At 61.5% G+C, this 25,731-nt stretch carries 26 protein-coding genes and 2 pseudogenes; 15 read left to right on the top strand and 13 right to left on the bottom strand.

From position 1 onward, the window contains the following. From radA to JCM21793_RS08625, 5 genes are all read left to right on the top strand, one after another. Positions 1-1,045: DNA repair protein RadA (radA, locus tag JCM21793_RS08645; RefSeq protein WP_025030131.1), on the top strand; the 1,045-nt coding region annotated here is incomplete at its 5' end. Between the two features lie 87 nt (positions 1,046-1,132). After that, on the top strand, positions 1,133-1,672 hold the full coding sequence (locus JCM21793_RS08640; RefSeq protein WP_007007707.1) for a CvpA family protein: 540 nt from the start codon (positions 1,133-1,135) through the stop codon (positions 1,670-1,672). Between the two features lie 42 nt (positions 1,673-1,714). After that, positions 1,715-3,190, top strand: a complete 1,476-nt coding sequence (gene purF, locus JCM21793_RS08635; protein ID WP_025030130.1) for an amidophosphoribosyltransferase — start codon at positions 1,715-1,717, stop codon at positions 3,188-3,190. Then, the gene (locus JCM21793_RS08630) at positions 3,187-3,936 is read left to right on the top strand and encodes an SDR family NAD(P)-dependent oxidoreductase (protein WP_025030129.1); all 750 of its coding nucleotides are present in this window, start codon (positions 3,187-3,189) and stop codon (positions 3,934-3,936) included. Before purF ends, JCM21793_RS08630 begins: the two co-directional genes overlap by 4 nt. Positions 3,937-4,138: 202 nt before the next feature. After that, positions 4,139-4,804: a 1-acyl-sn-glycerol-3-phosphate acyltransferase gene (locus JCM21793_RS08625; RefSeq protein WP_025030128.1), complete on the top strand. Its 666-nt coding sequence runs from the start codon at positions 4,139-4,141 to the stop codon at positions 4,802-4,804. Positions 4,805-4,814: 10 nt separating this feature from the next. On the opposite strand, the gene pssA is transcribed toward JCM21793_RS08625, so the two are convergent. The 5 genes and pseudogenes from pssA to JCM21793_RS08600 all read right to left on the bottom strand — a co-directional run bounded on the left by pssA (position 4,815) and on the right by JCM21793_RS08600 (position 10,275). Continuing rightward, positions 4,815-5,639 (bottom strand): CDP-diacylglycerol--serine O-phosphatidyltransferase, encoded by an 825-nt coding sequence (gene pssA, locus JCM21793_RS08620; protein ID WP_025030127.1) that lies wholly within the window; start codon positions 5,637-5,639, stop codon positions 4,815-4,817. Beyond that, positions 5,639-6,336, bottom strand: a pseudogene (locus JCM21793_RS24905) (phosphatidylserine decarboxylase). The gene pssA and the pseudogene JCM21793_RS24905 overlap by 1 nt, the downstream one beginning before the upstream one ends. A 153-nt stretch (positions 6,337-6,489) precedes the next feature. After that, entirely contained in the window at positions 6,490-8,367 is a 1,878-nt protein-coding gene (locus tag JCM21793_RS08610) for an ABCB family ABC transporter ATP-binding protein/permease (protein WP_025030126.1), read from the bottom strand. After that, positions 8,357-8,674: an ArsR/SmtB family transcription factor gene (locus tag JCM21793_RS24900; protein WP_051556142.1), complete on the bottom strand. Its 318-nt coding sequence runs from the start codon at positions 8,672-8,674 to the stop codon at positions 8,357-8,359. The genes JCM21793_RS08610 and JCM21793_RS24900 overlap by 11 nt, the downstream gene beginning before the upstream one ends. Positions 8,675-8,796: 122 nt before the next feature. Continuing rightward, positions 8,797-10,275 carry an Ig-like domain-containing protein gene (locus tag JCM21793_RS08600; protein ID WP_025030124.1) on the bottom strand — a complete coding sequence of 493 codons (1,479 nt, stop codon included), beginning with the start codon at positions 10,273-10,275 and terminating at the stop codon, positions 8,797-8,799. A gap of 110 nt (positions 10,276-10,385) precedes the next feature. Between JCM21793_RS08600 and JCM21793_RS08595 the strand changes: the two genes are divergently transcribed. Then, on the top strand, positions 10,386-10,997 hold the full coding sequence (locus tag JCM21793_RS08595; protein WP_025030123.1) for an LOG family protein: 612 nt from the start codon (positions 10,386-10,388) through the stop codon (positions 10,995-10,997). Between the two features lie 254 nt (positions 10,998-11,251). Here JCM21793_RS08595 and rarD read toward each other — a convergent pair whose 3' ends face one another. The 6 genes from rarD to cysS all read right to left on the bottom strand — a co-directional run bounded on the left by rarD (position 11,252) and on the right by cysS (position 17,349). Continuing rightward, positions 11,252-12,178, bottom strand: a complete 927-nt coding sequence (gene rarD / locus JCM21793_RS08590; protein WP_036539955.1) for an EamA family transporter RarD — start codon at positions 12,176-12,178, stop codon at positions 11,252-11,254. Between the two features lie 111 nt (positions 12,179-12,289). Then, positions 12,290-13,921, bottom strand: coding sequence for a citramalate synthase (gene cimA, locus JCM21793_RS08585; protein WP_036539953.1), 1,632 nt, complete (start codon positions 13,919-13,921; stop codon positions 12,290-12,292). Further along, entirely contained in the window at positions 13,918-14,871 is a 954-nt protein-coding gene (gene pip, locus JCM21793_RS08580; protein ID WP_025030120.1) for a prolyl aminopeptidase, read from the bottom strand. The genes cimA and pip overlap by 4 nt, the downstream gene beginning before the upstream one ends. Beyond that, positions 14,864-15,376 carry a GFA family protein gene (locus JCM21793_RS08575; RefSeq protein WP_025030119.1) on the bottom strand — a complete coding sequence of 171 codons (513 nt, stop codon included), beginning with the start codon at positions 15,374-15,376 and terminating at the stop codon, positions 14,864-14,866. The genes pip and JCM21793_RS08575 overlap by 8 nt, the downstream gene beginning before the upstream one ends. A 117-nt stretch (positions 15,377-15,493) precedes the next feature. Beyond that, positions 15,494-15,877 (bottom strand): VOC family protein, encoded by a 384-nt coding sequence (locus JCM21793_RS08570; RefSeq protein ID WP_007008509.1) that lies wholly within the window; start codon positions 15,875-15,877, stop codon positions 15,494-15,496. Continuing rightward, positions 15,874-17,349, bottom strand: a complete 1,476-nt coding sequence (gene cysS / locus JCM21793_RS08565; protein ID WP_025030118.1) for a cysteine--tRNA ligase — start codon at positions 17,347-17,349, stop codon at positions 15,874-15,876. The genes JCM21793_RS08570 and cysS overlap by 4 nt, the downstream gene beginning before the upstream one ends. Before the next feature lie 447 nt (positions 17,350-17,796). Between cysS and JCM21793_RS29175 the strand changes: the two genes are divergently transcribed. Both JCM21793_RS29175 and JCM21793_RS08555 read left to right on the top strand, forming a co-directional pair. Then, on the top strand, positions 17,797-17,955 hold the full coding sequence (locus tag JCM21793_RS29175) for a transcriptional regulator (RefSeq protein ID WP_141686065.1): 159 nt from the start codon (positions 17,797-17,799) through the stop codon (positions 17,953-17,955). 203 nt (positions 17,956-18,158) lie between these two features. Beyond that, a complete protein-coding gene (locus tag JCM21793_RS08555) occupies positions 18,159-19,442 on the top strand; it encodes an NAD(P)/FAD-dependent oxidoreductase (RefSeq protein WP_025030117.1) in 1,284 nt (427 codons plus the stop codon). Here the strand turns inward: JCM21793_RS08555 and JCM21793_RS08550 are convergent. Further along, positions 19,439-20,194 carry an SOS response-associated peptidase gene (locus tag JCM21793_RS08550; protein WP_025030116.1) on the bottom strand — a complete coding sequence of 252 codons (756 nt, stop codon included), beginning with the start codon at positions 20,192-20,194 and terminating at the stop codon, positions 19,439-19,441. The genes JCM21793_RS08555 and JCM21793_RS08550 overlap by 4 nt on opposite strands. Positions 20,195-20,217: 23 nt before the next feature. Next, the gene (locus tag JCM21793_RS08545) at positions 20,218-20,745 is read right to left on the bottom strand and encodes a DUF2799 domain-containing protein (protein WP_244439702.1); all 528 of its coding nucleotides are present in this window, start codon (positions 20,743-20,745) and stop codon (positions 20,218-20,220) included. 120 nt (positions 20,746-20,865) lie between these two features. On the opposite strand from JCM21793_RS08545, the gene JCM21793_RS08540 reads away from it, so the two are divergent. The 7 genes and pseudogenes from JCM21793_RS08540 to JCM21793_RS08510 all read left to right on the top strand — a co-directional run bounded on the left by JCM21793_RS08540 (position 20,866) and on the right by JCM21793_RS08510 (position 25,701). After that, positions 20,866-21,279, top strand: a complete 414-nt coding sequence (locus JCM21793_RS08540; RefSeq protein WP_036539964.1) for an NUDIX hydrolase — start codon at positions 20,866-20,868, stop codon at positions 21,277-21,279. Between the two features lie 110 nt (positions 21,280-21,389). Continuing rightward, positions 21,390-21,761, top strand: coding sequence for a TIGR02301 family protein (locus JCM21793_RS08535; RefSeq protein ID WP_025030113.1), 372 nt, complete (start codon positions 21,390-21,392; stop codon positions 21,759-21,761). Between the two features lie 9 nt (positions 21,762-21,770). Continuing rightward, positions 21,771-22,574, top strand: a complete 804-nt coding sequence (locus JCM21793_RS08530) for a hypothetical protein (RefSeq protein ID WP_025030112.1) — start codon at positions 21,771-21,773, stop codon at positions 22,572-22,574. A gap of 60 nt (positions 22,575-22,634) precedes the next feature. Beyond that, positions 22,635-23,057, top strand: coding sequence for a hypothetical protein (locus JCM21793_RS08525; RefSeq protein WP_025030111.1), 423 nt, complete (start codon positions 22,635-22,637; stop codon positions 23,055-23,057). An 87-nt stretch (positions 23,058-23,144) separates the two neighbouring features. Beyond that, positions 23,145-24,001, top strand: a pseudogene (gene ygfZ / locus JCM21793_RS24895) (CAF17-like 4Fe-4S cluster assembly/insertion protein YgfZ). 44 nt (positions 24,002-24,045) lie between these two features. Then, positions 24,046-24,621, top strand: coding sequence for a YfbR-like 5'-deoxynucleotidase (locus JCM21793_RS08515; protein ID WP_244439701.1), 576 nt, complete (start codon positions 24,046-24,048; stop codon positions 24,619-24,621). Positions 24,622-24,882: 261 nt separating this feature from the next. After that, complete coding sequence (locus JCM21793_RS08510; protein ID WP_025030109.1) at positions 24,883-25,701, top strand: mechanosensitive ion channel family protein; 819 nt, start codon at positions 24,883-24,885, stop codon at positions 25,699-25,701. Positions 25,702-25,731 lie beyond the last annotated feature (30 nt).

Here is a 25,731-nt window from a genome sequence, read left to right as displayed (position 1 = left end):
CCTTGCGGCGCGCGGCCACCGCATCGTCTACGTATCGGGCGAAGAGGCGGTGGCGCAGATCCGCCTGCGCGCGCAGCGCCTGGATGTGGCGCAGCAGCCGGTGGAACTGGCAGCCGAGACCAATGTCGAGGATATTCTGGCGACCATCGAGGACGGCAAACGCCCCGATCTCGTCATTCTGGATTCCATCCAGACGCTGTGGACCGACATGGCCGAATCCGCGCCCGGCACAGTGACGCAGGTGCGCGCGTCGGCGCAGGCCATGATCCGCTATGCGAAATCGACCGGCGCCGCGGTGGTTCTGGTCGGTCACGTGACCAAGGAAGGCCAGATCGCCGGCCCCCGCGTTGTGGAGCACATGGTGGACGGGGTTCTCTATTTCGAAGGTGAAGGCGGGCACCACTACCGCATCCTGCGCACGGTGAAGAACCGCTTCGGCCCGACCGACGAGATCGGCGTGTTCGAAATGGGCGACAGGGGCCTGCGCGAGGTCTCCAACCCGTCGGAGCTGTTTCTGGGCGAGCGCAGCGCGGCAGCGCCCGGTGCCGCCGTATTCGCCGGTATGGAGGGCACACGACCGGTTCTTGTGGAAATCCAGGCGCTTGTTGCCCCCTCGCCGCTCGGCACACCGCGCCGTGCCGTGGTGGGATGGGATTCTGCCAGACTTTCCATGGTTTTGGCCGTTCTGGAAGCCCATTGCGGGGTGCGTTTTGCAACCCATGACGTGTATCTGAACGTGGCCGGCGGCTACCGGATTTCGGAGCCGGCAGCCGACCTTGCGGTGGCCGCAGCACTCGTCTCATCACTCACCGGGCTTGCCCTGCCCGCCGATTGCGTCTATTTCGGCGAAATCAGCCTTTCGGGCGCTGTCAGACCCGTTGCGCATGCAGCGAGCCGTCTCAAGGAAGCCGAAAAGCTCGGCTTCGCCCAAGCGGTCATGCCGCCGGGCAATGAAGACGGTTCGGGTGCGATCGCATCGCGGGCGGCGCGCCCCGAAGCGCTGGCCGAACTGGTGGCCCGGATCGCGGGCGCCAAGGCGGCCTGAATAAATCGATTGGCGGCACAGTGGCCCGGAAGATAAAGAACATGACCTTGCGGGGGCATCCTAACTGCCAAAGGAGTAGGGGTGACAATGCCAATCACGTTGCTTGACGGAATTCTTGTCGGCTTCACGCTCGTTTCGGCCATGCTGGCCATGGTGCGCGGTTTCTCGCGCGAGGTGCTGTCGATCGCTTCGTGGGCGGCGGCTGCGGTGGCGGCCTATTATTTTCATCCACTGGTTCTGCCCTATGTGAAGCCCTATATCAGCAATGACATGCTGGCCCTGGCCGTCGCGGCAGCAGCCGTCTTCCTCGTGGCACTGATCGTGGTGACGATCATCACGATGAAGATCGCGGACTTCATCATCGATTCGCGCATTGGCGCGCTCGACCGCACACTTGGCTTCCTCTACGGTGCCGCACGCGGTATTCTGGTGGTGGCGGTTGCGCTTCTGTTTCTCAACTGGCTGATGGGTGCGAACCCGCCGAGCTGGGTTGCGGAAGCCAAATCCCGGCCATTGCTGGATGGCGTGGGTCAGTGGATCCAGGCCATGCTTCCGGACGATCCGGACAATACGGTTTTCGATCGCCTCACCAATGGCGCATCCGGCGAGGGCGAAACCGCAAACTGACGGTCGCGGGCCGTCTGTGTCACAATGAAAGGGCGGCCAGAAATGGCACTGGAAGACAATTTGCCTCTCGCAGGCGAAGCGGACGACCATTTTCACGATGAATGCGGCGTGTTCGGCATTTTCGGACGCAGTGACGCCGCAGCCATCGTAACGCTTGGCCTGCACGCCTTGCAGCACCGCGGACAGGAAGCGGCCGGCATCGTCTCCTTCGACGGCACCCAGTTCCATGTGGAGCGCCATATCGGCCTGATCGGCGATACGTTTACCAAACAGTCGGTCCTGGACCGCCTGAGCGGCAGCCGCGCCATCGGCCATACGCGCTATGCAACGACCGGCGGCTCGGGCCTGCGCAACGTCCAGCCCTTCTTTGCCGAATTGTCGGACGGCGGTCTTGCCATCGCCCACAATGGCAACATCACCAATGCCATGACCGTGCAGCGCAAGCTGCAGAAGGAAGGGGCGATCTTCTCGTCCACCTCCGATACGGAGACGGTCCTGCACCTTGTCGCCACCAGCAAGGAACGCGACACCAATACGCGCTTCATTGAGGCGGTGCGGCAGATCGAGGGTGCCTTCTCGATTGTCGCTCTTACCTCGAAAAAGATGATCGGATGCCGCGATCCGCTGGGCATCCGCCCGCTGGTTCTGGGCGATCTCGACGGCGCGTACATCCTGGCCTCGGAGACCTGCGCGCTCGACATCATCGGCGCCCGCTTCGTGCGTGATTTGAAGCCGGGCGAGATGGTGGTCGTGACCGAAAAGGGCATCGAGAGTTTCTTCCCCTTTGAAAACAAGGAGAAGCCGCGCTTCTGCATCTTCGAGTATGTCTATTTCGCGCGGCCGGATTCCCTGGTCGAGGGACGCAATGTCTACGACGTGCGCAAGGAAATCGGCGCGGAGCTGGCGCGTGAAATGCCGGTGGAGGCCGATATTGTCGTGCCGGTGCCGGATTCAGGAACACCTGCCGCCATCGGTTATGCGCAGGCAGCCGGCCTTCCCTTCGAACTCGGCATCATCCGCAACCACTATGTCGGACGCACCTTCATTCAGCCGACCGATTCCATCCGCCATATGGGCGTGAAACTGAAGCACAATGCAAACCGCCGATGCATCGAGGGTAAGCGGGTTGTGCTGGTGGATGATTCCATCGTGCGCGGTACCACGAGCCAGAAGATCGTGCAGATGGTGCGCGATGCTGGCGCGGCCGAAGTGCACATGCGCATCGCATCGCCGCCCACGCGTTCGCCCTGCTTCTACGGCGTCGACACGCCGGAAGCGGCCAAACTTCTCGCCTCGCGCATGTCTGTCGAGGAGATGGCCGACTTCATCCGGGTCGATTCGCTTGCCTTCCTGACCATTGACGGGCTCTACCGCGCGGTCGGAGAGGCAGCGCGCAATGCCGAGCGGCCGCAATATTGCGATGCCTGCTTCACCAAGGACTACCCCACGCGGTTGACCGATCACGACAGCACAGACAATGTGCGCACGCTTTCCCTTCTCGCAGCAGGCGGTCAATGACAGATAAAAAACCAGACCTGAAAGGCCGACTGGCTCTCGTCACCGGCGCATCCCGCGGCATTGGCTATTTTCTGGCAAAAGAGCTTGCAGCCTGCGGCGCGCATGTCATCGCCGTGGCGCGGACTGTCGGCGGTCTTGAAGAGCTCGACGACGAGATCAAGACTGCGGGCGGCGAGGCCACGCTGGTGCCGCTCGACCTGACCGACATGGCCGGTATCGACCGGATTGGCGGCGCCATTCACGAGCGCTGGGGCAAGCTGGACATCATGGTCGCCAATGCGGGCATTCTCGGCGTGATCGCGCCGCTTGGCCATGTGGAGGCGAAGGTCTTCGAAAAGGTCATGAACATCAATGTCACCGGCACATGGCGGCTGATCCGGACGGTGGACCCGCTGCTGCGCGCCTCGGACGCGGGGCGTGCGATCGTGATGTCCTCTGGGGCGGCACACTCCGCACGGGCATTCTGGGGGCCCTACGCGGCCTCCAAGGCGGCTGTCGAGGCGATGGCGCGCTCCTGGGCCGACGAGACCAAGAACATGCCGCTACGGGTCAACTCGGTAAACCCGGGCGCGACCCGCACAGCCATGCGTGCGCAGGCCATGCCGGGCGAAGATCCCGCGACGTTGCCGCATCCTTCTGAAGTGGCAGCCAAAATCCTGCCGCTTGCGAGCCCGGAATTGACGGAAACAGGCCTGATCTTCGACGTAAAGAAAAATCATTTTACACGTTACCAGATGCCCCAGTGAGGCGGACACAGGCTCGGTTTCAGACCAGACTTCGCGATTGACCTGCCGGACGCTTTCGTTACCTTTCCACGCGGCAGCGGACGAAGACGCCGCGCCGAAAGGGCTGCGGAAGGGACAGCGTTCGATACGCAATTGACCCGAACGTAGAGATTGATGCCGGACTTTGCCGACAGGTGAAGAACCGGCGATTGGGAGATGCGGCATGATACTGATCATCGAATTCGTGCTGCTTGTCCTGGCGGTCTGGGCCGTCATGGCAGGCATCGTCCAGTATCGGCGCGGCGTCAGCTTTCATCAGGCAGCGCTGCACGCGCCGCTAAAGCTTCTGTTTCGCATAAGCGACCGTGAGGTCGATGCGGCGCGAAAGGCCGACACACCGGTTATCTATGCCGTGTGGCATCAATCCGGTCTCGACCCGGCGACGATGCTTGCTCTTCTGCCCGACGACACGCTGCACATTCTCGATGAAGCATCGGCAAAGTCGCCCTTTCTCGAACCCTGGCGCGCGCTCGCGCGGACAATCGCCTTCAACGCACACCATGTTTTTGTCAGCCGCCGGCTGGTGCGCCGCCTCAGAGGCAATGGCCGGCTTGCCGTCTATATGCCCGACGACACCGAACCGGACACCAAGGCATTTCGCCTGTTTCGTGCCGTCGCGCGCATTGCGCTCAAGGCAGAGGCACATGTGGTTCCTGTCTATATGGAACGGCGCGGGTTCGTGCCCGCGCGCCACGTACGCACCCTGCCCCCGATGACAATCGAGGCATTGATTGCGCGCTCGGGCCGGGAAGACATGCGGGCTTCCGAAGCCCTGTTTGGACGGATGATCGAGGTGCGTGGCGCACCGGCTCCGACGAACGAGACCTGATCTTACCGGATTATATCTGCTCTTCGCCGGCTTCTTCCGCCGCTTTTTTGTCTTCCAGCTCCGCACGGCGTGCGTAGGCGCGCATGCTGAAGACAAGGAAGACCAGATAGCCAAGTGCTGAGACCGTAAGCGTCATCCAGGTGAAACTGGTCAGAAGAAGCACGTAGAGCGCCAGCCCCAGGATCAGCGGCAAAACATATTCGCGCGGAACCCGGCTACCGGAACTCTTCCCCGAATAAACCGGCAGGCGGCTGACCAGCAGAAACCCGATCAGCACCGTATAGGCCGAAGCTGCAAAGGCCATGGTGGTGTCCGGCGCAATGCCAAGAAAGCCCAGATAGATCGGCAGGAGCACCAGTGCCGCTCCCGCCGGCGCGGGGACGCCGACGAAATAATCCGTATGCCAGGCGGGACGATCCGGATCGTCCAGCATGACATTGAAGCGTGCAAGCCGCAGGCAGCAGGCGATGGCGAAGAGAAGCGCGGCGATCCAGCCGAGCGCACCCGCCTGATCGAGCACATAGGCATAAAGAACCAGAGCCGGCGCGACGCCGAAATTGACGATGTCGGCCAGCGAATCCATCTGTGCGCCGAATTTCGACGAGGCCTTGAGCATGCGTGCAACGCGACCATCCACCGCGTCCAGAAACGCGGCAATCAGGACCATGACGACCGCCGTCTCGACGCGGTGCTCGAAAGCAAGCCTAATCCCGGAAAGCCCGGCGCAAATGGCCAGAACGGTGATGACGTTCGGCACCAGCATGCGCAGCGGAATTTCACTGAGCTTGGGCCCGCCCCCGCCATGCGGCTCGAATGGTGGAAAGGGCCCTGCCATCAGGAAACCCTGACGATGGGCTGTTTCAGATCGCTCCCGAAAGCCGCAATGACAGTCTCGCCGCCAACCGCGGTCTGGCCGATCGCAACCCGTGGCACAGCACCTGCCGGTAGGTAAACGTCGACACGGGATCCGAAGCGGATCAGGCCGAACCGTTCGCCGACGGTGATCTGCCCGGCGCCTCAGCCCAGCAGACGATGCGCCTCGCCACGAGCCCGGCGATCTGCACCACCGGAACAGGGCCGTGCGGGCTCTCGATCACGAGGCCATTGCGCTCGTTCTCGCTGCTCGCCTTGTCGAGTTCGGCGTTGAGAAACCGGCCCGGCCGATGCTCGATCAGAGAAATGCGGCCCCGCACCGGCGCACGGTTGATGTGGCAGGAGAAGACATTCATGAAAACGGAGATGCGGGTCATCTCCCCCTCGCCCATGCCAAGCTCTGCCGGCGGCACGGCGGGGCCAACGAAGGACACGACGCCATCGGCCGGCGCAATCACCAGATTGTCGTCGACGGGGGTTACGCGCTCGGGATCGCGGTAGAAATAGACGCACCAGGCCGTGAGGATCAGGCCGATCCAGAACAGCGGCCCCGAGATCAGCCCCAGGACAATGGTTGCGCCGGCGAAAGCCGCAATAAAGGGATACCCTTCGCGGTGGATCGGCACCAGCGTGTTGCGGATCGTGTCAATCAGGCTCATCGGCGGCCACTTTCAAATCGAATGAATGTGCCGCCTTGGTAACGGAATCCGGGTTCTCCCGCAACGCATCAACCGGGCTGCCGGCTCGTTTCCAACACCTGCGTGCCGTCACAAAGCCCATGAAGTGGTTCAGGGAGGGAGCCGTGACGCCCGTCAATAGGCCGGCTGGCGGCGCACCACCACGCCCATTTCATCCGTTTCACGCGCCTTGCGCAGCCGCTCTTCGGCCTCGGTGGCTTCACGCTGACGGCTCCACATCTCCGCATAGAGCCCGCCGGCAGCCAGAAGCTCGGGGTGACGGCCACGTTCGGCGATCTCCCCGCCTTTCAGCACAATGATCTCATCGGCGTTGATGACGGTGGACAGGCGGTGCGCGATGACGAGCGTGGTGCGGCCACGGCTGACCGTGTCGAGCGCTGCCTGGATTTCCTGCTCCGTGTGCGTATCGAGTGCCGAGGTCGCCTCGTCCAGCAAGAGAATGGGCGGGGCCTTGAGAATGGTCCGGGCGATGGCGACACGCTGTTTTTCACCGCCGGAGAGCTTGAGCCCGCGCTCGCCCACCATCGTTCCATAGCCTTCCGGCAGGCTCTCGATGAAGGGGCCGATCTGTGCCATCTCGGCCGCGCTGCGCACCTCCTCATCGCTTGCGTCGGGCCTGCCATAGCGGATGTTATAAGCGATGGTGTCGTTGAAGAGCACCGTGTCCTGCGGCACCATGCCGATGGCCGCACGCAGGCTCTCCTGCGTCACGTCCTTCACGTTCTGCCCGTCTATGGTGATCTCGCCATTCTGGGCATCGTAGAAGCGGAAAAGAAGGCGCGAGATGGTGGATTTTCCGGCGCCGGAGGGACCAACCACGGCAACGGTCCTGCCTGCCGGGATCTCGAAACTGATGCCCTTCAGGATCGGCCTCTCGGGATCATAGGAAAAGCGCACATTCTCGAAGCGAACATTGCCCTTATCGACGGTCAGTATCTTTGCATCAGGCCTGTCGGTGACCTCGGCGCGAACGTCGAGCAGGTCGAACATCTGTTCGATGTCGGTCAGGCCCTGGCGGATTTCGCGATAGACAAAGCCGATGAAATTCAGCGGGATGGAAAGCTGCATCAGCATGGCATTGATGAAGACGAAATCGCCCACCGTCTGCGTGCCGCGCATCACTTCATAGGCGGACAGCCCCATGGCGGCGGTCATGCCAAGCCCCAGAATGACTCCCTGTCCGAAATTGAGCCAGCCGAGCGATGTCCAGGTGCGAGTTGCCGCGTCTTCGTAACGCGCCATGGAGCGATCGAAACGCCGTGCTTCCATGGCTTCGTTGTTGAAATATTTGACCGTTTCGAAATTGAGCAGGGAATCGATGGCCTTGGTGTTGGCGTCCGTATCGGAATCGTTCATCTGCCGGCGAATGCCGATGCGCCAGTCACTCGCCCGGATCGTGAACCAAGTGTAGAGCCATACCGTGACGGCGACAATTGCCACATAGATCCAGCCATAGGCGAAGGCGAAAATGCCGGCGGCGAGGAAGAATTCCAGAACGGTGGGGATCGAGTTCAGGATCGTGAAGCGAACGATCGTGTCGATCCCCTTGGTGCCGCGCTCGATGATGCGCGAAAGCCCCCCCGTGCGGCGCTCCAGATGGAAGCGCAGCGAAAGCTGATGCATGTGGACGAAGGTGCGGTGAGCGAGCTGGCGCACGGCGTGCTGCCCGACACTGGCAAAGAGTGCGTCGCGCAACTGGTTGAAACCGAGCTGGACCACACGCACGACATTATAGGCCACGACGAGCACGATCGGACCGGCCAGCATGGCCGGCAGGAAGCCCGGCGCCTCCCCCTCCCCAGAAAGGGCATTGGTCGCCCATTTGTAGAAATATGGGACAAAAACGAGGATGACCTTGGCAAGCACCAGGAAGAAGGCGGCGATGACGACACGCCGCTTCAGGTCGATCCGGTCGGATGGCCACATATAGGGCCACAGATTGCGAAGGGTCTGGAAGGTGGAGCCTTCGGCGGATACGGTCTTATTGGTCATTCGCTTCGGCCCCGTGGCTGGATGTTCTGCTCTTGCTGGCATCGATGCAGGTCTGTGTCAGACGCGCCAGGGCTTCTGTCAGGCCTGCAAGAGCCTCGGTGTCCACCTCATAGCGCGAGCTTTGCCGCTCAGGGCGCACATGCACCAATCCCGCCTCCACAAGCACTTTCAGGTGCTGGGAAACCGTGGACTGCGCCAGATGCAGATGACGCACCACATCCTTGCAGCAGCACGCATCATAGCCCGAAAGATGCTTCAGTATCTCGACCCGCACAGGGTGAGACAGTGCGCTCAACCCCTTCGTCATGGTGTGATGCGCACAGCAGGCGCCTGACAACGAGCGTGGCATGGCAGAACCTTTCATCGTTCATCGGCGATATACGATGAAAGGTTCTGCGATTTCAAGAGAAAGAGGGAATTTAATGTCGGCTAATTGGCGTTTTCCGGCTCGACCATCTGATCTTCGATGGCCTCCATATCGGCCGCTTCGCCCTCCTCGGTGCTCTCGGGCACGGCAAAAACCTGCCCCGGCCAAATGCGGTCGGGATCCTCGATCTGGTCCTGGTTGGCCAGATAGAGCGTCGTGTAGCGGATGCCACGGCCATAGACGCGCCGGGAAATGTGCCAGAGCGTGTCGCCGCGACGAATGATCACCGAACCGTCAACCGGAGCAAGCTTCGGCGCCGTGGTCTCCGCGCCGGAGCTCGCAGCCTCCGCCGCCGCATCGGGCTCCTGCACGGACGGGGAAGCCCCCGCCGGCGGCAGGCGCGCATTCTTGCCGTCAACCGCATCGTTGCGCACATCCGAACCGGAATCCGGCGCAGCGACGGCTGCAACCTGTTCACCCTCGGCCCGTGTGAAAGGCACGGCAGCACGGGCAACGACCGTACGCCCATCGTCTGAAAGCATGTCGGCGCGGACAATGTAGTCGCCAATGGGCAGTTCACGGGTCGCTTCGATCAGGAAACGCCCGTTCGGTGTGGTCACAGTTTCTCCGAGAAGGATCTGGTTCACATAGACACGGATCGTGCTGCCGGGACGGGCAGCGCCGGCCACGAAAACCTGGCGCCCGTCAATCTCGACCGCTTCGATAAAGGGGGAACCTGCGGCTTCCGCTGCTGTGGTGGCTGGCGGTGACTGTTCCTCCGTCTGCGCGGCCTCTGCCGGCTGTTCACCTTCGGCCTCGTTGGCGACCGGGGCCGGCTCGCCCTGTGGTTTTTCTGCCGCGGCCGGCGGCTCCTGCCCGGTCGCGGATGGCTCAGGCGCGACCTCAGCCTGTGTCTCGCTCTCGCCTTCCTGCGGCGCCTTTGCTTCGGGCACCGTGATCAGACGGCTCGGTGCGCCCGGCTGATCGACCAGGGCAAGCACCTGCCCCGCCTCGTCGTCGGGCACGGTGACGATTGCCGTTTCAAGGGACGTGGCGGCGAGATTGTCGGGTGTGGTGGCGCGCAGCACGATCTGGTAATCGCCCGGCTCGAGGGGGGCCTCAAGCACAGCCGCGAAGTCGCCCGACGCACCACTTGTGGCGGTTCCGAGAACGGTCGCCCCATTGATGATTTCGATCCGCGCGTTGGGCTCTGCCTTGCCGGCGATCACCATAGAGCCGTTCGGCTCGACCCGCACGATATCGAAGGTCGGCGGGGCGATCTCCTGAGCCTGCTTCAGCGTTTCCGAGGCGCTGTTATCCTCTGCCTGGCTGGCATCCTCCAGGCGCGCTTCCCTGCTGGCTGCACCCGCATCCTGCTTCGCGGCCGCCGCCGGTGCGCCCGCATCGGGCGACGGCGATGATGACAGGGCAGCCGGGCGTGGCTCCTGTGCGTCAAACGCGCCCAGAACATATGCGGCCCCGAGGCCCGCCACGACAGCGCCGGAGAGAAAAAGAAGCCCCTTTAAAGGTGTCAAGCCCATAAACCCACGATAGTCCCTTTGTGACAGGCTGTAACGCTTTTTCGCTCAAGCGACAAGAAAAAGCCTTTGTCCTCTTGACCATAACGGTAACGCAGACGAGCAATGGTTTCATGAGCACAATCGAGTCGGTGTGCGTCTATTGCGGTTCAAGCAATGGACGCGATGAACGTCATTTTCAGGCAGGACTGACGCTGGGGCGCAGTCTGGCGGAAGCCCGTTTGCGGCTGATCTATGGCGCAGGCACCAAAGGCATCATGGGCGCGGTTGCCCGTGGCACAATGGACGCCGGCGGCACGGTGACCGGGATCATTCCGAAATTCCTGATCCGCCGCGAGGCCAACGAGGTGGATCTGGCCGAGCTAGACGAACTCATCGTCACCGAAGACATGCACCAGCGCAAGCATACCATGTTCGAGCGTTCGGATGCGTTCGTCGCCCTGCCCGGGGGAATTGGAACACTTGAAGAGATCGTTGAAATCATGACCTGGGCACAGCTTTCCCGGCATGAAAAGCCTATGGTGTTCGCCAATATCGGCGGCTTCTGGAACCCGCTCCTGACGCTCGTCGATCACATGAAGCAGGAAGGCTTCGTGCATTCCGGCCACCGGGTCCGCCCGATCGTGGTGGATCAGGCGCAGGATATCGTCCCCGCAATCCTCAAGGCAGCCGCTCAGCGCGCGTCATCGAATGGTGAGGACCAGACGGTTATCGACCGGCTGTGACTGTCCACAGATTTCAATGAATAGCGCGGGATTGTCATCCTGCCGTTACCCGATTGCAGTCTCGCTGTAACACTGGCCTGCTTCGATCCGATTGCGCGGTGCATGGCCTATGCATCCATCCATCGTCCGGGGTTTGAGCGTTCAGCGTTCTCCGGCTTCGCATGTTCCGCGCACGCCGTCCCTGACCCGTCGATGCTCGCCGCACCCCTTCCCGGCATCCCGGGTTTCATTCGCCGCCCCCCCCTCTGGGGCGGCTATTTTTTTGCCCGGCGCGCGTCGCGCAGCATCGACCAGCTATAAAGGGCAAGGGCTGCCCAGATGAAAGCGAACGCCACCGCCTTGCCGCCGCCGAACGGCTCCTTGAAGACGAATACGGCGATCAGGAAGATCATGGTCGGCGCCGTGTACTGCATGATGCCGATGGTGGAATAGCGCAGACGTTTGGCCCCCATGGCGAACAGGATAAGTGGAATGGCCGTGACCGGGCCGCAGCCGATGAGCAGAGCGATGTCGGCCGGGTTCGAAAGCATGAAATGCGCCTCGCCCGACGCGCCGAGCCAGATGAGATAGCCGAGGGCGGGCAGAGCAAGGATCAGGACTTCAAGGAAAAAGCCCTGGCTTGGTCCGATGGGCAGGGTCTTGCGCAGAATGCCGTAGGCCGCGAAGCTGAAGGCGAGGCTGAGGGACACCCAGGGCAGACCGCCCGCATCGGTCGTGAGGATCAGCACGGCAACGCCTGCTAGGCAGACGGCGGCAATCTGGTAACGGTTGAGGCGCTCGCCGAGAAAGAGCGCCGCCATGGCGATGCTGACAAGCGGGTTGATATAGTAGCCGAGGGCTGTCTCGACGGCACGGTCGACCGCGATCGCCCAGACATAGATGCCCCAGTTGCAGGAGATGATCGCCGCCGTCAGCGCTGCCATCAGCAATGTGCGCGGCGAGCGCAGCGCCTGGCGGATATCGGCCGTGCGTCCCAGAAAATAGAGGATGACCGCCGCCACCGGGAGAGACCAGAGAACGCGGTGAGCCACCACCTCCATCGCCGGGATGTGGGAGACAAGCTTCATGTAGAGCGGCAGGAAGCCCCACAGACCATAGGCAGACAGAGCGAAGAAGAAGCCGCGCGTCGCGTCGTTGGGGTCCGCCTCAAGCGGCTTTTCTGCTTCTGCTATCTCGGACATCTGCTTTCCACGAAAAGCCCGGCGGGGGTGACGGGCGTTCGATTATCCTGTCATACCGATCTGGATCGGCGCCATTTCATTTTATTGGTCCAGCGCATTCGCTCGTCTCGATCAGGCGGCGTTCTCTTCTGCGGCATCTGCCTTGTCCCGGTTCTTGACCAGTTTGTAGACGATGGAATCCATCAGGGCCTGGAACGACGCATCGATGATGTTGTCGGAGACACCGACGGTCCACCAGCGGGCGCCCGTCCCGTCGAAGGATTCGATCAAGACGCGGGTTATCGCCTCGGTACCGCCGTTGAGGATACGCACCTTGTAGTCGGCCAGCGCCAGATCCGAAATTTCGGCCTGATACTTGCCGAGATCCTTGCGCAGGGCGATGTCGAGCGCGTTGACCGGCCCATGGCCTTCCGCCACAGACATGAGCGTCTCGCCGTCAACGGTCACCCGGACCACGGCTTCCGACACGGTTTTCAATTCGCCATTGGCATCGAACCGACGCTCCACCATGCAGCGGAAACCGTCGACCCTGAAAAACTCCGGCACGCGACCAAGCGTGCGCCGCGCGAGAAGTTCAAAGCTCGCATCGGCTCCTTCATAGGCATAGCCCTCGGCCTCCCGCTCCTTGACGAGCGCAATCAGCGTATCGAGGCGCGGGTCGGCCTTGTCGACGGCAACACCGCGGCGCTTCAGCTCGGCAATGAAGTTCGATTTCCCGCCCTGGTCCGAGACCATGACGCGGCGCGTGTTGCCCACGCTTTCCGGCGGCACATGTTCATAGGTTTCGGGCTCCTTGAGCACAGCAGAGGCGTGGATGCCGGCCTTGGTGGCGAAGGCCGATGCGCCGACATAGGGCGCCTGCAGCTCCGGCGCGCGGTTCAAAAGCTCGTCAAAGCCGTGGGAAAGACGCGAAAGGTCGGCCAGCTTCTCGTCGGGAATGCCGGTCGTGAAGCGTTCCGCATAAGCAGGCTTGAGCGCCAGCGTGGGCAGGATCGTCACCAGATTGGCATTGCCGCAGCGCTCGCCGATGCCATTGAGCGTGCCCTGTATCTGGCGCACCCCTGCCTCAACGGCGGCAAGCGAATTGGCCACGGCCTGGCCCGTGTCGTCATGAGCATGAATGCCCAGATGCGCGCCGGGAATGCCAGCCGCGATCACGGCACTCACGATTTCCCTGATCTCTGCCGGCTGCGTGCCGCCATTGGTGTCGCACAGCACCACCCAACGGCTGCCTGCGTCATGGGCCGCCTTCGCGCAGGCCAGCGCGTAGTCCGGATTGGCCTTGTAGCCATCGAAGAAATGCTCACAGTCGACCATCGTCTCCTTGCCGGCGGCAACCGACGCCTCGACCGAGGCCGTGATCGATTCCAGATTTTCCTCATTGGTGCAGCCGAGCGCGACGCGCACATGGTAATCCCAGCTCTTGGCGACAAAGCAGATCGCATCGCTGGCCGACTGAAGCAGAGCCGCGAGGCCGGGATCATTGGAGGCGGAGACACCGGCACGCTTGGTCATGCCGAAGGCGACGAAAGCAGCTTTTCCGGTACGCTTCTTCGAAAAGAAGGCCGTGTCGGTGGGGTTCGCGCCGGGATACCCGCCTTCCACATAATCGAAGCCGAATTCGTCGAGCAGCTTTGCCACGGCGATCTTGTCCTCGACGGAAAAATCCACGCCCGGCGTCTGCTGGCCATCGCGCAGCGTGGTGTCGAAAAGGTAGATGCGTTCTCTTATTGCCATGGTCATTTACCCGCAAACTGGTCTGTTGCCCGGATAAGACGGTCGAGAATGCCGGGCTCGGAAAAGGCGTGCCCCGCCCCCTCGATCAGGTGGAATTCCGCGTCAGGCCAGGCCTTGTGCAATTGCCAGGCGTAGTGGGCCGGGCACGGCATGTCGTAGCGGCCGTGAACGATGACGCCGGGAATGCCGGTGAGCTTGTGGGCATCGCGCAGAAGCTGGCCTTCCTCAAACCAGCCGCCATGAACGAAGAAATGGTTTTCAATGCGGGCGAAGGCGATGGCGAAATCGTCGCCGCCGTGCTGCTCCGTGAGGCCGGGATCGGGCAAAAGGGTGATGGTTTCCCCTTCCCACAGGCTCCATGCCTTTGCCGCCTCGAGCTGGAGGGCACGATTCTCGGACACGAGGCGCCTGCGATAGGCGCCCATCAGGTCGCCGCGTTCGGCCTCCGGGATCGGGGCGATGAAGCGCTCCCACTTTTCCGGGAACATCTGCGACACGCCGAACTGGTAGTACCATTCAAGCTCCGCGCGGGTGAGTGTGTAGACGCCACGCAGGATCAGCTCGGAGACGCATTCGGGATGGCTCTCGGCATAAGCAAGCGCCAGTGTGGAGCCCCAGGAGCCGCCAAAGACCTGCCATTTACCAACGCCCATCATACCGCGCAGTCGCTCGATGTCGGCCACCAGATGCCAGGTGGTGTTTGCCTCCAGCTCTGCATGGGGCTTCGAGCGCCCGCAGCCGCGCTGGTCGAAGAGCATCACGTCGTATTTTTCCGGATCGAACGCGCGGCGATGCGTGGGTGAACAGCCGCCGCCCGGGCCGCCATGCAGGAACACGGCCGGTTTTGCGCCACGGGTGCCCACGCGCTCCCAATAGACCGTGTGGCCATCGCCCACATCCAGCATACCGCTGTCGAAGGGCTCGATTTCAGGATAAAGCGTGCGCAATTCAGTCATTCTCAGTGTCTTTCCGTGCGTTTTCAGGCAGCGGCCATTCGTCCGTGTCGTGATCGGGGTGCTGGTAGGAGACCAGGTTGCGCAGAAACTCCACCGCGTCCGCGTCTTCCTCGGAGGTGGAACCCGGGAGGGCCGCGATGCCGTCGGTATAGGGCAACTTTCCTTCCATGCCCCACTGCACCACCGGCGCGATTTCCTCCGGGTGGTCGAAGGCGGCGATGGTTATCGCCAGCCCGTCGGGCGCTTCATAGGTGAGTGGCGTGCCGCAGTGCGGGCAAAAGCCCCGCCGCACATGGCTGGACGACTGGAAGCGCTTGGGTTCAGCGCGTGTCCAGGTGAGTTTCGCGCCACGCACCGAGACCAGCGGAAGCATAATGTTGCCGCTCGCCTTCTGGCACATGCGGCAATGGCAGACCGAAGCCTCGCCGAGTGCGCCTTCGATATGAAAACGCACCGCCCCACACTGGCAACCGCCGGAATAGACGGGCTTGTTGTCGAGGCTCATTCCCTGCCCTTTCTCCCAGAGCGCTTTGACTTTTGCCTGAAGCGTAAAAGCGCTCAATCTTATCGTTCTTGCGCAGTTCCGGACGGAAAACCGGTAGCCACTTTTCCTGGAATTGCTCTAGGCCGGCCTGTGACAGACGGCCTCCACATTGTTGCCGTCAGGGTCGAAAACGAAGGCACCGTAGTAGTCTGCATGGTAGTGGGGCCGCGGGCCCGGCGCACCATTGTCGCGGCCGCCGGCCTCGAGTGCGGCCTTGTGAAAGGCGTCCACCTCTTCACGGGTGTTGGCCGTGAAGGCGACATGTTTCGGTTCGCCGGCGGGCGCGCCTTCCGTCAGCCAGAAGACCGGCCGGTCGCGGCCATAGCCGCCGACCTTGACGCCATCGGTGTATTCCGGCGGCACCATCATCAGAAGCGACGCGCCAAGCGGTTCCATCGCCCTGTCGTAAAACGCCTTCGCACGCTCGAAATCCGCAACCTTGATGCCGATATGGTCGATCACCGTTTCACCTCCCATCTGGTGCGGCGTTCGCCGCTCTCCGTATCCTTGTAGTCCATGAGCTGGACGCCCTGAGCGGCAAGCTCGTCGCGGATGCGGTCGGCTTCGGCGAAGTTTTTCTCGCGCAACTGCGTGAGCCTCTTTTCCACCGCGGTTTCAACGAACCCGGCATCGATGGCGGCTTCCGACGCCTTGACGGCGAACCAGTCGCTTTCAGTTCCTGCGAGCAGCCCGAGAAGAGCTGCGCTCGTTTTGAGGGCCTGTTTTGCCGCGCTGCTGCCTTTGGTCGCCTCGCTGCGCAATTCGTGAAGGCTGGCAATGGCAGCGGTTGTTCCGAGATCGTCGCTGAGCGCGGCTATAGTATCGGCGCATCCGATATCACCTGCTTCGACATCGCCGACAGCCCGATACCACCCGTCGAGCACCGCCTCCGCCTCTTCGAGCTTGCGCACCGAAAAATCGATCGGCTCGCGGTAGTGCGTCATCAGCATTGCAAGACGCAAAACCTCGCCCGGCCATTTACGCCCGCCGAATTTCTCCGTTTCGAGCAGTTCATGGATGGTGACGAAATTGCCCTCGGATTTGGACATTTTTCGCCCCTCCACCTGAAGGAAACCATTGTGCATCCAGTAATGCGCCATGACATCGCGGCCATGGGCGCAGCAGGATTGCGCGATCTCATTCTCGTGGTGCGGGAAGATCAGGTCGAGGCCACCGCCGTGAATGTCGAACTCCTCGCCGAGATAGGCCGCGGACATGGCCGAGCACTCGATGTGCCAGCCGGGGCGGCCGCGAAAGGTCGTTGCTGCGCCACGGATGGTGAAACGCGCGTCCCAGCCTGGCTCATCGGCGGATGACTGCTTCCAGAGAACGAAATCGGCCGGGTTCTTCTTGTGCGCCTCGACCGCAATGCGGGCGCCGGCCTGCTGGTCTTCCAGTTTGCGTTTCGAAAGCCCGCCATAGGCCTCCATGGACGCTGTGTCGAAAAGGATTTCTCCTTTCGTCTCATAGGCATGGCCGCGATCGATGAGAGATTGAATCAGGCTGGCCATATCAGTCAATCCGTCCGCGCGCGGCAGGACGAAATCGGTGGCGCGCGGCTCGATGGTCGGCTTCAGGCAGCCGAGGGCGGCAACGTCGGCATGATACTGATCGGCCGTTTTCTGCGTGACTTCGCGGATCGCCTCATTGAGCGGCAGGTCGGGATAGTCGCGGCGGGCGCGCGCGTTGATCTTGTCGTCGACATCCGTGATGTTGCGCACATAGGTGACGTGGTCCTCGCCATAGAGATGGCGCAGGAGACGGTAAAGAACGTCGAAGACGATGGCCGGACGCGCATTGCCGATATGGGCATAGTCGTAGACCGTTGGCCCGCACACATACATGCGGACATTTTTCTCATCGATGGGGACGAAGTCCTCTTTGGCCCGCGTCAGCGTGTTGTAGACCCTGAGGCCCCTGAAACCGTTCGTCATCCTCGCCTTCCGTTTTCAACCCATCGCCATGCCGGAGCGGTGCGATATTGCGGGCACGGTTTGCTCCGGCCGTCTGGCCTGGGCGTTTTTCTCGTCGGGAAAGGAGGGCGAAAACGTCCGGACCAGCGATGAGGCGCTAGCCGATAATGCAAATACCGATAATGGTGCACAGCGTTTTCATAGGCGTTCTTATCGCCGCAGGTGGCAAATGCGTCAAGACTAAAAGCTGAAAGCCAAAAGGCTGGGGATCGCGGCGAAACCCGGCGTTGCGGCCCGAAAGAGGTATTGCAAGCAAAATGGCATTGTGAAGGAAATGTTAAGGCTGATGCGGCAATTTTAGGAATGCGTCTTCCGACGGGGCGGTCTGTCAAGATTTTGTCGGATTTGGTCCCCATCTGCGCGGAAGGGACGACAACGCGGAACCAAGGATTCGATATGCCCCGCGACATGAACAAGCCAGCAGAGTATACCGCCGAACAGGAAAAACTCCTGCTTAGCCAGTATCACGCGGTTGGACCGGCAGCGATCAATGCCGCTCTGCAGTGCAAGGCCGAAAAGCCGGCACCGGCGCCGAAACAATCCCCTTACGACACGCAGACCGACTGAGGCTTCGCTCCGGTGTGACCGGAGCGGGTGGCAAGGGGCAGCACAGTTTCCAGACATTGCGAGAGCGATGCCAAGGATGATGTGCAGCGCATCTGGCGCTTCAATGCGGCCTCAGCATAACGTCATGCGGATTTTTCGCTTGGACCGGCGGCAGGCGGCATGTGATGTGTCGGGACAGTCTCAGTGTCCAGTGAGTTCGCCAGATGATGAACGACCCGCTTTCCCATGGTCTGTGGGAAAAAACAGCCCCTGCCGCGTCGCAGACAACAGCCCTTTCCGGCGATCAGTCGGCGATGGTCGCCATTGTCGGCGGGGGGTATACGGGTCTTTCGGCGGCACTTCACCTGGCAGAGGCCGGTGCGGACGTCGTGGTTCTCGAAGCCGATGAAATCGGTTTCGGCGGCTCGGGCCGCAATGTCGGCCTTGTGAATGCGGGCATGTGGGTCATGCCCGACGACCTGCCCGGCATTCTCGGTGAGACCTATGGCGAGCGCCTGCTAAAAATTCTCGGCGACGCACCGCGCGTTGTGTTCGACCTGGCGAAGCGGCACGATATGGACTGCGAGGCGATGCCTGTCGGTACGCTGCACTGCGCCGTCGGCGAAAGCGGGCTCAGACAGCTTGAGGAGCGCGCACGGCAATGGCAGGCGCGTGGTGCTCCGGTGCGGCTTCTCGACCGGCAGGAAACGGCGAAGAAGGTCGGGAGCGCGGCATTTGCCGGCGCGCTGCTTGATGAACGTGCAGGCACGATACAGCCGCTCTCCTATGCGCGGGGCCTCGCCCATGCGGCAGCACGGGCCGGCGCAAGGCTTCACACCGGTTCCCGGGTGACAAAAGCAGAGCGCAGCGGCGATGGCTGGCGGCTTGAAACGCCTCGGGGTGCGCTCTTGGCGCGCCATGTGATCGTGGCAACCAACGCCTATACCACCACGCCATGGTCTCAGATCCGCGAAGAGATCGTCCACCTGCCCTATTTCAATTTTGCCACCCCGCCCCTGCCGCAGGCAGTGCGGGACCGGATATTGCCGGAGCGGCAGGGTGCGTGGGACACGAAGCAGATACTGACCTCATTCCGCTGGGATCGGGAGGGGCGGCTTGTGTTCGGAAGCGTGGGGGCCCTGAAGGGGACGGGCCAGGCGGTTCACCGCGCCTGGGCGGAGCGGGCCATCGCCCGCCTGTTCCCGGAACTGAAAGGGACACGGTTTGACCACTGCTGGTATGGCCATATCGGCATGACGGCCGATCACCTGCCGAAATTCCATCGCCTTGGCGAGAATGTCGTCGGTTTTTCCGGCTATAACGGGCGCGGCATTGGGCCGGGCACCGTGTTCGGCAAGGCTTTGGCGGAGCTTGTGCTGGGGCGCATTTCGCAGGAGGAGCTTCCGCTGCCGGTCAGCGATGTGTCGCGCCAGTCTTTCCGGGGGCTGCGCGAGGGCGTCTATCGCTTTGGCGCCGAGGCCGTCCACCTCATGCGGACCGTCGTTTAAAAGAGATCGAGCTGGCCGCTGTCGCCTCCGGGCTTTGGGTCGGTGTCCTCAGCCTCGCGGCGTTCCACGCGCTCCTGAAGGTCCGGACCGGCATTTGCCACCTTATTGACCCGGTCCGACACGGGCACCGCCTCGAAGAAGCCAGGCTCGGCCGGTTTCAGAAGATCGGCCACATGGCGCGGTTCCTGGTTGAGACAGTCCAGCCAGCGGCCGAAATCCTCCGGCTTGATGACCACGGGCATACGATGATGGATACCGCGCAGGTCCGCATTGGCCTCCGTCGTCAGGATGGCGCCCGTGTCCATCTCCGTGCCACCGGGTTCCGACCAGCTTTCCATTAATCCGGCAAAGGCGATCAGGCCGCCACCGCGGGGCCGGATCCAGTATGGCTCCGCGCGTTTCGAACCAACGCGCCGCCATTCGTAAAAGCCATTCGCCGGAACCAGCGCGCGGCGATGGCGCATGGCGGTGCGGAAGGACGCCTTTTCCGCCGCCGTTTCGGAGCGGGCGTTGAACAGAAGTGAGAAGTCGTTCGGATTTTTTGCCCAGGCGGGAATGAGGCCCCAGCGCACCAGCATGCTCTGCCGCGATGGCAGGTTGGAGCCGGCCGCCCGCGCAGGGCCGGACAGAGCCATCAGAACGGGCTGTGTCGGGGCGATGTTGTAGCGCGGGGGAAACGGCTCGAAGTCTGTCACCGCAAGGAGCGACTGCACCGCGTCCGGTGTGTCGGTGAGAGCGAAACGACCACACATGAGCTGATACCCCGACCAGTGTTTCAGTAACGGCCGGCCGCCTCCTCATAGAGGTAGCGGTCGTAGAGGCGCTCGGCATCGCGCACGCGGCCCTCGGCAAGGAACAGGTCTGATTCCTTCAGCGAAATCCGGTTGCGCACCTTGCGACGGTCCTCGCCCTTGGCGGCGTCTTCGAGATCGTCGTAAAGCTGCTCGAGTTCGCGCTTGAGACGGTCATATTCCGACTGGGCGTCATGCACGCGCTTGCCGACGCGGTAAGCGCTCTCAAATCCCGGCGCAACGTCGGAAGGGCAGGAATTGGCGTAACTGCGCCCGTCGCGCCCGGCGCTCAGGCCATTTTCGGGGGTGCAATAGCGGCGAATGCCGTCTTCCCAGCCTGCGCGCCAGGCGCTTTCATCCACCGGCAGACTGTACTTCGCGCAGGCCTCACGGTGCCTCTGAACATAGGACGGGCTGCGTCCGGCAGCGCCGTCGCTGCGTCCCAGATCGCTCCAGTTCACCGATTCGCACTCGGTCTCGTTCAGCGTTGCACATGCCGACAAAGACAACATGAACGCCAGACCTGCAACAAATCCCGTGCTCCGCATCACCCGCACGATTGCGTCCCCCGTATTCTCAAGACATAAACACGGTCGGGACTGTTGGTGATCGGGTGGCAGGATGCAAGGGGTGTGCCTTTGAAATCAGAGGAAATCCTCGCCGTTTCCGCGGCCGTTCTAAAGGACGGGCAGGTTCTTCTGGTGCGCCGCGGCCGCCCGCCCGCGAAGGGCCTCTATGCCTTTCCCGGTGGTCGCGTGGAAGCGGGAGAAACCTTCGAGCAGGCGCTCGCACGCGAATTGCTGGAGGAGACAGGACTGGTCATAGAAACGGCCAGCCCCTATCAAGAAATCCTGCTGAACGGAGATGACGGACAGCAGACCTTTCGGCTGATCGTGTTTCGCGCCACCGTTGCGGCAGGCGCCATCACCGCTGGTGACGATGCAAGCGAGGCCGGGTGGTATGCACCCGAGGCGATCACTGCCATGCCCCTAACAGACAGCACGCGCGCGGTTATTGAAGAACTGCAACACTCGACCGATAGCTGAGCCCATGGGCCCCTGCGCCCTCAATCTTGCCACTTTCCTGAATGTCTGGTGATCGCCTTCCTGCAACTGCGGGCGTTTGACAGGCGGCGCTCGCTGGGAGACAACACGGCATGCGCAATGGTTCAGCACTTTTCGGCCTCGCGATGGCCCTTTTCATGGCTGCGCCTGCGGCACGGGCCAACGACGCGACTTATGAAACACCGCTTCTGAGGCTCGCTGAAGTGCTTGGTTCAATCCACTATCTGCGCAATCTGTGCGGAGAGGGTTCCGACGCCTGGCGCGGGAAGATGGAAGAGCTTCTGGAAACGGAAGCACCGACGCCGGCTCGCCGCGAAAAGCTGATTGCCAGCTTCAATCGCGGCTACAGATCCTTTGCAGGGACCTATGAAAACTGTACGGACCAGGCGCTTTCCGCCATCGACCACTATATGAACGAGGGCTCACGCATATCCAGCGAGATCGTGCAGCGCTACGGAAACTGAGACGTGACAATGAAGCGGCATCTGGTGAACGTCGAAAACCACTCAAGCATGCAGGGACGAACGCGGTGGCGACGCCTTCTGATGGCCGGCCTGGCTGCGGCTGGTTTGACTGGAGCGAACGCCCTGCCCGCTTTTGCCCTCAGCGAACTGCAGCAAGTCGAACCGGCAGAGGAAGGCGAGAGCGGGTCCGATAGTGTCGAGCGCGTGCCACTGCCGCCGCCGATTCGCTTCCCGAACGCCGACACCGACACGCCGGAAAGTTCTGAGCCGGGTGAGGATGCGACTCCCGTTGAAGATACGCCACTGCGCGATGTGGTGCGGCCGGATACCCAGATCGGAAAGGAGTTGCCGGAGATCCTTTACGATCTGGAGCAGGTCCCCGAACCGGTACAGCGGATGCATGGACTAATCGTCGAAGCTGCCAAAAGCGGGGACATCGAACGTCTGCGCCCACTGATCGGCAGCGGGGAGAGCGCGACGCGCCTCTCGCTCGGAGGACTCGATGGCGATCCGCTTGATTTTCTCATCGAACTGTCAGGAGACGAGGAAGGCCAGGAAATATTGGCCATACTGCTCGAAGTCCTGCAGGCGGGCTATGTGCATCTCGATGCGGGCACGCCCCAGGAAATGTATGTCTGGCCTTATTTTTTCGCCATCCCGCTCGAATCCCTCGACAAGAAGCAGCGCGTCGAACTGTTCACGCTTGTGACTGCCGGTGACTATGAGGACATGAAGAGTTTCGGCGCCTACATCTTTTATCGCGTGGGTATAACGCCAGATGGACACTGGGCGTTTTTCGTGGCCGGAGACTGAGCCGTTTCTTGCAATCGCCTGGAACGCCCCCATATCCGGTGGAACTCAGGGAGGTGTCCCATGGAGGGGATAGCGCAATCGCAAAGCGGTCTTGCCACATCGCCGCGAAGCGCGGGGAGGCGCGGACGCCTTGTCAGGCGTGTCATCCTCTTTCAGGTGAAGCTCATGGCCGACGGCATGCGCGATGTCGTCATGAGTCCCCTGTCGATCGCCGCTGGTCTGTTTGGCCTCATTTCACGCAGTGGAAGCGCCGAGGTCTATCTCGACCGCCTGATGCGGTTTGGCAGAGAGACGGATCACTGGATCAATCTTTTCGACCACCGAAGCGCGCCGCACGACACGCCCTCCCCCTCACTCGACAACATCGCCGAGCAGATCGAGGAGGCACTGCGCCGCGACTATGAAAACGGTGGCCTGAGCGCCAGAAGCGCCAGAGCTCTTGCCGAGGCTGCGGCCCGTCTCAGGGAGAAGGCCAGTCGTTGAGCCTCTCATGGCAGTTGCCGGGTTGTCGTCGGCGGTAAAGCATCCTAGCTAGAAGCAAGATGACCCCTTTACCTTGCCGGATCAGCCATGCCGACCTGCCACCTAGACAATCGAGCCCTCTTCCAGTTGCAGGGTTCCGAGGCCGAACACTTTCTTCAAAACGTGATCACGAACGACCTCTCGGCTCTCAAGGATGGCGAATGCCGTCCGAGCGCCCTGCTCACCCCTCAGGGCAAGATTCTGTTCGATTTTCTCATTTCCCGCGCCGGCAGCGACGCGTTCCGAATTGAATGCCGAGCGGATATCGCCGCCGATCTGGTGAAGCGCCTGACCCTCTACAAGCTGCGCGCAAAAGTGGATATTTCAGAGATAGAACAACGCACTATCGCGGTTTCGTGGCAAAGTGATTCTGCTTCTTCAGAAGATGATTCAACGCTGACGGACTGTCGCTTTCCCGCAGACCTGAACATGCGGAGGCACTATGGCGAGACGCCCGAAGCCGACAGCGCCAGGAAGCACCTGGACGGACTGCGGATCGCCAGTGCCGTTGCCGAAAGCGGCAGCGACTTTGCACTGGGCGACGCGTTTCCTCATGACGTGCTTTACGACCAGAATGGTGGCATCGGGCTTAAGAAGGGCTGCTTTGTCGGCCAGGAGGTGGTCTCGCGGATGCATCACCGGGGAACGGCTCGCCGGAGGCTCCTGATCGTCAGCGGCGCATCTGCCTGCCCGCTTCGGGCACCGAGCTGCGCGCTGACGGCAAGCCACTCGGAACGCTCGGTACGGTCTCGGGCCCCCGGGCTCTGGCTATCGTGCGGATCGACAGGGTCAAAGACGCGATGGATGCGGGGATACCGGTGATGGCAGGCGATATCCCTGTGACGTTCGCCATCCCACAATGGGCTGGCTTCAGCTTTCCAGCATCCACGGAAAGTGCGGGCTGATGCCGGCTTCGACCAAAGCAGCGCCTCCCCGCGCATGGCAGAGAATGCTGTCCGGCCGCCGGCTTGATCTTCTCGACCCGTCCCCACTGGACGTTGAAATAAGCGATATCGCACACGGCCTTGCCCGTGTTGCCCGCTGGAACGGACAGACCGAAGGCGACCACGCCTATTCCGTCGCTCAGCACTCGCTTCTGGTGGAGGAGATTTTTTGCCGGATCACGCGCGACGTCACACCCGAGTGGTCCATGGCCGCGCTGCTGCATGATGCGCCCGAATATGTCATTGGTGACATGATTTCCCCGTTCAAGGCCACACTGGGCGACGACTACAAGTCTGTCGAGAAGCGTCTGCAGCGCGCGATCCATCAACGGTTCACTCTGGCTCCCAATCTGCCATTAAAGCTGAAGAAAGCGATCAAACGCGCCGATCAGATCGCCGCATTCTACGAGGCGACACAGCTCGCAGGCTTTGGCGCAACGGAGGCCGCGCGGTTTTTCGGACGTCCACGCGGACTGCCCCCGGAAGGGCTGAAACTCGAACCTCAGCCCCCGAAACTGGCTCAAAAAGCCTTCCTCGACCGCTTTACGGTAATTGATGAAAAAAGAAGAAACGCCATATAATGTTCTCTATTTTATAGTTTTATTTTTTCATTCAAAATAGATATACAATTTAAATCCAAACCAGCCATCACACTATAAAAATTATATTACATATATACTTTTACAACTCAAAGACGCTTGATATACGCGTCATCCAGACTGATGCAGTTCAGCGCTTCTGATCCTCCTGCCAGGATTATCAGGTGGATGAGAACGTCGACGGGGCGGTGCTTCGGTTTCTGAAAACGGAAACCCCGAACACGGCACGGAGATGTTCGAAACATGGAAAAGCAAGCAGGACGTCTTATTCAAACAGCGAATACAGCGCTCGGTTACGTCACGGAATTTGCACTGAATTACGGATTGACGTTTCTTGGCGCTATTGCCCTTCTGGTGATTGGCATCATTGCAGCAAAAATGCTGGAGCGCTGGGTGCGCAACACACTTAGCCAGGTGTTCTCATTCGACGCGACCCTGACTTCCTTTCTTTCGGTTCTGGCCCGATATACCGTCCTGGCCCTTTCCAGCGTTGCGGCACTCACGCAGCTGGGCGTGCCAACCGCCAGCATTATTGCAGCGCTCGGCGCTATCGGCCTCGCGGTCGGCCTCGCCCTTCAGGGAACACTGCAGAACATCGCTGCAGGTGTGATGCTGCTCATTCTGCGGCCGTTTGAAGTAGACGAGCATGTGCTGGCGAATGGAATATCAGGAACCGTGAGCACTCTGGGGCTTTTTGCGACGGAACTGAAAACCGATGACGGGCTCATCGTCTTCGCTCCCAACAGCACACTCTGGAACGCGGCCATCACAAACCATTCCAGGAACAAGGCTCGCAGGGTGGAGCTTGAGATCGATGTTGGAAACGATCTCAGCCCCGAGCAGGTTCAGAAGGGGCTCTTGAGAATTCTCGACGCAGAAAAGAGCATCTTGAAGAAACCCCAGGCAGAAACGCTCTTTTCGGCGATAGATGGTGGCGCTCCACATCTAACGCTCCGCTTCTGGGCGAGAAGCGAAGGGTGGCAGAAATCCCGCTCGGCTCTGACTGAAGCCATCAACAAGGGCTTTGGAAAAAAGGGAGTGAGCGTCTCGGTCCCCGATTGATCTACCGCGATGTCGACAGATGGAGAGGTG

Origin of the sequence: Nitratireductor aquibiodomus NL21 = JCM 21793, from assembly GCF_000615975.1 — a bacterium.
GTDB classification, from domain to species: Bacteria; Pseudomonadota; Alphaproteobacteria; order Rhizobiales; family Rhizobiaceae; genus Nitratireductor; species Nitratireductor aquibiodomus.
This window is presented reverse-complemented; position numbering and strand designations above follow the sequence as displayed.

Bases quoted from the DNA above. Each gene is read 5' to 3' on its own strand.
- JCM21793_RS08625 (WP_025030128.1), top strand. From the start codon at position 4,139: ATGATACTGATCATCGAATTCGTGCTGCTTGTCCTGGCGGTCTGGGCC.
- JCM21793_RS08550 (WP_025030116.1), bottom strand. From the start codon at position 20,194: ATGTGTGGTCGTTTCGCTCTCACCGACACACCGGACGCGGTGCAGTCG.
- JCM21793_RS08640 (WP_007007707.1), top strand. From the start codon at position 1,133: ATGCCAATCACGTTGCTTGACGGAATTCTTGTCGGCTTCACGCTCGTT.
- pssA (WP_025030127.1), bottom strand. From the start codon at position 5,639: ATGGCAGGGCCCTTTCCACCATTCGAGCCGCATGGCGGGGGCGGGCCC.
- JCM21793_RS24900 (WP_051556142.1), bottom strand. From the start codon at position 8,674: ATGACGAAGGGGTTGAGCGCACTGTCTCACCCTGTGCGGGTCGAGATA.
- JCM21793_RS08630 (WP_025030129.1), top strand. From the start codon at position 3,187: ATGACAGATAAAAAACCAGACCTGAAAGGCCGACTGGCTCTCGTCACC.
- JCM21793_RS08545 (WP_244439702.1), bottom strand. From the start codon at position 20,745: ATGTTGTCTTTGTCGGCATGTGCAACGCTGAACGAGACCGAGTGCGAA.
- cysS (WP_025030118.1), bottom strand. From the start codon at position 17,349: ATGACGAACGGTTTCAGGGGCCTCAGGGTCTACAACACGCTGACGCGG.
- JCM21793_RS08525 (WP_025030111.1), top strand. From the start codon at position 22,635: ATGGAGGGGATAGCGCAATCGCAAAGCGGTCTTGCCACATCGCCGCGA.
- JCM21793_RS08510 (WP_025030109.1), top strand. From the start codon at position 24,883: ATGGAAAAGCAAGCAGGACGTCTTATTCAAACAGCGAATACAGCGCTC.
- purF (WP_025030130.1), top strand. From the start codon at position 1,715: ATGGCACTGGAAGACAATTTGCCTCTCGCAGGCGAAGCGGACGACCAT.
- JCM21793_RS08555 (WP_025030117.1), top strand. From the start codon at position 18,159: ATGATGAACGACCCGCTTTCCCATGGTCTGTGGGAAAAAACAGCCCCT.
- JCM21793_RS08515 (WP_244439701.1), top strand. From the start codon at position 24,046: ATGCTGTCCGGCCGCCGGCTTGATCTTCTCGACCCGTCCCCACTGGAC.
- JCM21793_RS08610 (WP_025030126.1), bottom strand. From the start codon at position 8,367: ATGACCAATAAGACCGTATCCGCCGAAGGCTCCACCTTCCAGACCCTT.
- rarD (WP_036539955.1), bottom strand. From the start codon at position 12,178: ATGTCCGAGATAGCAGAAGCAGAAAAGCCGCTTGAGGCGGACCCCAAC.
- JCM21793_RS08575 (WP_025030119.1), bottom strand. From the start codon at position 15,376: ATGAGCCTCGACAACAAGCCCGTCTATTCCGGCGGTTGCCAGTGTGGG.
- cimA (WP_036539953.1), bottom strand. From the start codon at position 13,921: ATGACCATGGCAATAAGAGAACGCATCTACCTTTTCGACACCACGCTG.
- JCM21793_RS08530 (WP_025030112.1), top strand. From the start codon at position 21,771: ATGAAGCGGCATCTGGTGAACGTCGAAAACCACTCAAGCATGCAGGGA.
- JCM21793_RS08595 (WP_025030123.1), top strand. From the start codon at position 10,386: ATGAGCACAATCGAGTCGGTGTGCGTCTATTGCGGTTCAAGCAATGGA.
- JCM21793_RS29175 (WP_141686065.1), top strand. From the start codon at position 17,797: ATGAACAAGCCAGCAGAGTATACCGCCGAACAGGAAAAACTCCTGCTT.
- JCM21793_RS08535 (WP_025030113.1), top strand. From the start codon at position 21,390: ATGCGCAATGGTTCAGCACTTTTCGGCCTCGCGATGGCCCTTTTCATG.
- pip (WP_025030120.1), bottom strand. From the start codon at position 14,871: ATGACTGAATTGCGCACGCTTTATCCTGAAATCGAGCCCTTCGACAGC.
- JCM21793_RS08600 (WP_025030124.1), bottom strand. From the start codon at position 10,275: ATGGGCTTGACACCTTTAAAGGGGCTTCTTTTTCTCTCCGGCGCTGTC.